A 4812-nucleotide genomic window follows, 5' to 3' on the forward strand; every position below is an offset into this window, starting at 1 on the left:
CGCCCGGGTTCGGCACCGCGGGCCAGGGCGTAGCCGTGCTCCCGGTAGGTGGTGAACAGGTAGTCGCCCGCGCGCAGGGCGGCCGTCAGACCGACGACGGTGGCTTCCTCGCCGAGGTTGAGGTGGCAGTAGCCGCCGATCTTCGCCTTGGTGTACATCTCGGCGGCGCGCTGCTCGAACACCCGGATCACCATCATCTGCCGGTAGTAGCGGCGCAGCACGTCCGCGTCCTCGGAGCGTCCGCGGTCGCTGGTGGCCGCGGAGCCGCTCGCCGGTTCCCGAGGGGGCTCGGCCATGCGCGTACCTCCTGGCTGGGGGTCTTGGGCTAGCTGCCGGGATTGGGCTCCTGCAGCACGAACTGCTCGCTCCCGGCCAGGCATTTCGGGCACGACACCGGGGCCTGGCCGCCGCGCACCGCCTCACCGCAGACCTGGCAGACCCACTCGGTGGCCAGCAAGGCCACGACGTCGGAGCGGCTGACGATGCCGGCCAGCCGCGCCCCCGCCAGCACGGGAACCCGGTGGATGCGGCGCTCCACCAGCAGGTGGCGCACCTCGTCGACGTCGGTGTCCTCGGTGACACTGATGACCGCCGTCGACATCACGTCGCCGGCGCTGCCACCGGACCGGGCCAGCAGGTCGTATTCGCTGACCAGCCCGACCACCGCGCCGCCGGGGTCGACGACGGGCACGCCGCTGATCCGGTGCTCCCGCAGTACCGCGGCGATCCGGGACGGGTGCGCGTCGACCGGCACGGTCACCACCGGCGTCGTCATGATCTCCTTCACCTTCACCGCGGTCCCTCCGCCCGTCGACCGTCGCCATCGCGCGTCGCCTCCCCCGGGCACCTGCCGCTCCGGTGGTTCCGTTGCCGAGGGTGCTCGGGGCGGCTTGCGGTTTGCCTGCGGCGGCCGGTTCCCGCTGCCCGGCGCGCCACGGACCGGCGCCACCCGTACCCGCCGATGCGCCGGCAGTCCGACGATCCGCGCGGAGTTCACGGGACGGACCTCGTCACACAGCACCTGCTGGCGAAGCCGCAGCGCGTCGGCGGAGGGGTCGATACCCAGTTCGTCGGCCAGCCGCCGCCCGAACGCGTCGAAACTCGCCAGCGCGGCGGCACGATCGCCACCGGCCGCCAGCGCGCGGACCAGCAGCAACGCGGCGGCCTCGCGCAGAGGATGCCCGTCGGTGGCCGCCTGCGCCCAGGTCAGCGCGCTGGTGGTGTCGCCGGCCGCCAGTGCGGCGGTGGCCGCGCCCTCCAGCGCGTCGAGGTGGGCCCGCAGCAGGTGGTGGCGATGCTCGGCGGCCCAGGCCGCGTAGGCGTCCTCGGCCAGCGGTTCGCCGTGCCACAACGCCAGCGCCGCCCGGAACGCGGTCAGCGAGGCGTCCGGGTTGTGGTTCAGTTCGGCCTGCCCCCGGGCCACGGCGGTCAGGAACGCCTCGATGTCCACCCAGCAGCGGCCGTCCCCGACCAGGGAATAGCCGCCGGATCCGGTCAGGATCAGCGACCGCTCACCCAGCGCACGGCGAATACGGCTGACGAGGATCTCGACATTGCCCGAGGCGTCCACCGGCGGGTGGGTGGGCCACAACGCCTCGATGGCGACATCCTTGGAGAGCAGCGTCCCCCGGGACAGGGCGAGCATCCGCAGCAACTGGCGTGCCTGCCGTCCGCCGAACGCCCGGCCCGGTTGCTCCAGGCCGTGCCGCCGGACCGCGAACCGCCCCAGCAACTGGATGCCGACCTGTGGGCCGGACCGCTCGCCCGCGATGTTCGGTTGACTGTCTGGCCGGGTCCGCCGCTGTGACTGGCTCATCTCAAGGACACCGCCGGTCTGTCGTGGTTCTGGTGGCCGCTGGGCGTTTCACCGCCACGACGCGGCCGGATCGCAGGCAATCTGCAAGCACCTGCCCTCACCGTGACTGTAACGACGGGAAGCAGGGCGAAACCGGGGTCTTTGGTCGTCGGATCGACAACCGTGACGAGGTGAGGAGGTGTGCCTGCGATGGTGCACACACGCGCCCCGGCCGGGCCGGGCGGGGCCGGAACCCGCGCGCCCGGGCGGGCCTCGATCATGGCCCGGACCCTCCGGATCGATCGGTGGTGGGCCTACCCGGTCTCGACGTTCACGGTGCTGCTGGCGTTCGTCGTGTACTCCGCCTATGCGGCGGTGGCCAACCGGGACTACTACGCCGACCCGTACCTGTCGCCGTTCTACTCGCCGTGCCTGTCCTGGCACTGCGGCGCGGTGCCGGGCTCGCACGGGGCGCCGCACCTGGGCTGGTTCGGCACCTGGTGGATCGTCACCCCCGCGGTGATCGTGCTGATCTTTCCGCTGGGCTTCCGGTTGACCTGCTACTACTACCGCAAGGCCTACTACCGGTCGTTCTGGCTGTCGCCACCGGCATGCGCGGTACCCGAGCCGCACCGCCGCTACACCGGGGAGACCCGGTTCCCCCTGATCCTGCAGAACGTGCACCGCTACTTCTTCTACGCGGCATTGGTGTTCAACGTGATCCTCACCTGGGACGCCGTGATCGCGTTCGACTTCGACGGGCATATCGGGATCGGCGTGGGCAGCGCGGTGCTGGTGATCAACGCGGTACTGCTGTGGCTGTACACCCTGTCGTGCCACGCCTGCCGGCACGCCGTGGGCGGGCGGATCAACCACTTCTCCCACCACCCGATCCGCTATCGGCTGTGGACGTGGGTGTCGCGGATCAACCCGATGCACGGCCGGTTCGCCTGGGCGTCACTGGTGTGGGTGGCACTGACCGACCTGTACGTGCGACTGAACGCCGCGGGTGTGCTGCACGACCCGCGCGTCGTCGCCTGAGCGGGGAAGGACCGGCAGCGATGGGTTATCGCATGACCGTGCGGATCTGGCGGGGCACCGCCGAGGGCGGTGCCCTGGTCGACTATCCGGTCGCCGTGGCCGAAGGGGAGGTCGTGCTCGACGTCGTGCACCGGGTGCAGGCCACCCAGGCCGGTGACCTGGCGGTGCGGTGGAACTGCAAGGCCGGGAAATGCGGCTCGTGCAGCGCGGAGATCAACGGGCGACCCGGGCTGCTGTGCATGACCCGCATGTCGACGCTGCCCCGGGACGCCATCACGGTCACGCCGCTGCGCACGTTTCCGGTCATCCGGGACCTGGTGTGCGACGTGTCGTTCAACTATCGCAAGGCCCAGGAGATCCCGTCGTTCGCCCCGCCTGCCGGGCTGGCGCCCGGCGAGTACCGGATGTGGCAAGCCGACGTGGAACGCTCCCAGGAGTTTCGCAAGTGCATCGAATGCTGGCTGTGCCAGACCGTCTGCCACGTGATCCGCGATCACGAGGACAACAAGCCCGCCTTCGCCGGCCCCCGGTTCTTCATCCGGCACGCCGAACTGGACATGCACCCGCTGGACACCCGTGACCGGCGGCCCCAGCTCCGCAACGTCCACGGTCTGGGCCTGTGCAACATCACCAAGTGCTGCACCGAGGTCTGCCCGGCCGAGATCAAGATCACCGACAACGCGATCATCCCGATGAAGGAACGCGTCGTGGACCGCCGCTACGACCCGCTGCGCCGGCTGTTCCCGGCCTGGCGGCGCAAGAGGTGAGCCGATCCATGTCCGTCGACAGTTTCGGCACCCGCGACACCCTCGTCGTGGGCGAGGAGTCCTTTGCCATCCACCGCCTCGACCGGTTGCCGGGCACCGCCCGTCTGCCCTACGGGCTGAAGATCCTGGCCGAGAACCTGCTCCGCCACGAGGACGGCCACACCGTCACGGCCGAGCAGATCCAGGCACTCGCCGGCTGGGAACCGGCGGCCGGGTCCGCCACCGAGATCGCGTTCACCCCGGCGCGGGTGCTCATGCAGGACTTCACCGGGGTGCCGTGCATCGTCGACCTGGCCGCGATGCGGGAAGCCATGGTCGCCCTCGGCGGCGACCCGGCGGCGATCAACCCGCTGCGCCCGGTCGAGCTGGTGATCGACCACTCCGTGATCGCCGACTACTTCGGCCGCCCGGACGCGTTCGAGCGCAACGCCGACCTCGAGTACGAGCGGAACCAGGAGCGCTACCAGTTCCTGCGCTGGGGCCAGCGGGCGTTCGGCAACCTCCGCGTGGTGCCGCCCAAGACCGGAATCGTGCACCAGGTCAACATCGAACACCTGGCCCGCGTGGTGTTCGCCGAGGACGGCCAGGCGTTCCCGGACACGCTGGTGGGCACCGACTCGCACACCACCATGGTCAACGGGCTCGGGGTGCTCGGCTGGGGCGTCGGCGGGATCGAGGCCGAGGCCGCCATGCTCGGCAGGCCGACGAGCATGCTCATCCCGCGGGTGATCGGCGTGCGGCTCACCGGTGGGCTGCCGGAGGGCAGCACGGCCACGGACCTGGTGCTCACCATCGCCGAACTGCTCCGCAGCCACGGCGTGGTCGGCACGTTCGTCGAGTTCTGCGGCCCCGGCCTGGCCCGGGTGCCGCTGGCCAACCGGGCCACCATCGGCAACATGAGCCCGGAATACGGCTGCACCTGCGCGCTCTTCCCGATCGACGCCGAGACGCTGACCTACCTGCGGCTGACCGGCCGTACCCGGGAGCACGTGGCGTTGGTCGAGGCCTACGCCAAGGAGCAGGGCCTGTGGCACGAGCCGGACCACGAACCGGCCTACAGCCACACCCTGGAACTCGATCTGTCCACAGTGGTCCCTTCGATCGCGGGACCGAAACGCCCCCAGGACCGCATCCCGCTGGACCGGGCACCGCAGGCGTTTCAGGCCGCCGTGCGGGGCTACCTGCCCGCCGACCCTCCCCCGGTAGGAC

At 70.9% G+C, this 4812-nt stretch carries 5 protein-coding genes; 3 read left to right on the forward strand and 2 right to left on the reverse strand.

Going from position 1 to position 4812, the window contains the following annotated elements; genetic code table 11:
• Together FNH05_RS32355 and FNH05_RS32360 are read right to left on the reverse strand one after the other, a co-directional pair.
• Nucleotides 1-296, reverse strand: a 296-nt coding sequence (locus tag FNH05_RS32355) for a thiamine pyrophosphate-dependent enzyme (RefSeq protein WP_246128072.1), incomplete at its 3' end; no start/stop codon positions are given.
• A gap of 29 nt (nucleotides 297-325) precedes the next feature.
• A complete protein-coding gene (locus FNH05_RS32360; protein WP_144592647.1) occupies nucleotides 326-1816 on the reverse strand; it encodes a CBS domain-containing protein in 1491 nt (496 codons plus the stop codon).
• 189 nt (nucleotides 1817-2005) lie between these two features.
• On the opposite strand from FNH05_RS32360, the gene FNH05_RS32365 reads away from it, so the two are divergent.
• The 3 genes from FNH05_RS32365 to FNH05_RS32375 form a co-directional block, all read left to right on the forward strand.
• Nucleotides 2006-2836, forward strand: coding sequence for a hypothetical protein (locus FNH05_RS32365; protein WP_144592648.1), 831 nt, complete (start codon nucleotides 2006-2008; stop codon nucleotides 2834-2836).
• 20 nt (nucleotides 2837-2856) lie between these two features.
• Nucleotides 2857-3603 (forward strand): succinate dehydrogenase/fumarate reductase iron-sulfur subunit, encoded by a 747-nt coding sequence (locus tag FNH05_RS32370; RefSeq protein ID WP_144592649.1) that lies wholly within the window; start codon nucleotides 2857-2859, stop codon nucleotides 3601-3603.
• An 8-nt stretch (nucleotides 3604-3611) separates the two neighbouring features.
• Nucleotides 3612-4812: aconitase family protein (locus FNH05_RS32375; RefSeq protein WP_246128073.1), on the forward strand; the 1201-nt coding region annotated here is incomplete at its 3' end.

This window comes from Amycolatopsis rhizosphaerae (genome assembly GCF_007713715.1).
In the GTDB taxonomy this organism is placed as follows: domain Bacteria; phylum Actinomycetota; class Actinomycetes; order Mycobacteriales; family Pseudonocardiaceae; genus Amycolatopsis_E; species Amycolatopsis_E rhizosphaerae.